Consider the following 994-nt stretch of genomic DNA (forward strand, 5'->3'; position numbering starts at 1 on the left):
TTGACACGGGCTGCATAGGCTTCCTGCCGTTCTTTGTCCAGCTTTTCATCCATCTTTCCGATGACCTGATAGAAAAATGCGGCAAGGCTGTGTCCCTCCAGACGGTCCACATCAGCCTGCTCTGCCAGCTTGGATTTTTCCAGCTTTTTCAGGCGGTCAGCAAGCGTATCTCTCTGGGCGGTCAGTTCTTTCTGCTTTGCTTCGCAGCTTTTCTTTTCAGCGACCTGCTGCCAAAGCTCTTTCAACGTAGAATCATTCATATGGAATGTCCTTTCCCGGCATTACGTTTCTTCGTTCAGAAGCTGGTTCAAAAAATGCTGCCGATTATTTACAAATGTTTTGGTGATAACGTAGCTGTCCGTATCTTCATACTGACAAGGATGAATCGTGCCATTGTCGAAGCTAAAAATCTCAGCATCAGGCATTCCGAGGAGAATGGGTGAATGTGATACGATAATGAATTGCGCCCCTTCTTGGGCACACCGATAAATGTTGATCAGTAACGTGAGCTGCCGCTGCGGGGATAAAGCGGCTTCCGGCTCGTCAAAAATATAGACTCCATCTGCACCCATGTAGTCCTGCGCAATGGCGAGGAAACTTTCACCGTGTGATTTTTGGTGATAGCCTTTGGAGGGATGATCGTCATCGGAATAGTCGATTTCCTTGGTGGCTACATTATAGAAACTCTCTGCTCGGAGAAAATACCCGAACTTTGGTCTGCGATACCCCTTGGAAATCGTCATAGCCTCACATAGTTCCGAATGGGAGTTGTATGTGGAAAATGAATAGTTCTTCGTTCCACCCTCTGCGTTGAAGCCGTAAGCAACAGCGATTGCTTCCAGAAGCGTAGATTTTCCACTTCCATTTTCGCCAACAAAGAACGTAATGGGCTTATGGAATGTAAAAGTGTCGATTCCACTGATGGCAGGAATCTGACGAACATAATTGTATGGGCGAACTCTGTTCCAGTCGATGGTCAGCCCTTGGATAAACA

Annotated in this window: 1 protein-coding gene and 1 pseudogene; both read right to left on the minus strand. The window is 46.9% G+C overall.

The window, feature by feature from the left end:
• Positions 1-260: pseudogene (locus DW937_RS15145) on the minus strand (hypothetical protein); the annotation flags it as partial.
• 21 nt (positions 261-281) lie between these two features.
• Positions 282-994: AAA family ATPase (locus DW937_RS03840; protein WP_120120176.1), on the minus strand; the 713-nt coding region annotated here is incomplete at its 5' end.

It is taken from the genome of Faecalibacterium sp. AM43-5AT, from assembly GCF_003603345.1.
GTDB classification, from domain to species: Bacteria; Bacillota; Clostridia; order Oscillospirales; family Ruminococcaceae; genus Faecalibacterium; species Faecalibacterium taiwanense.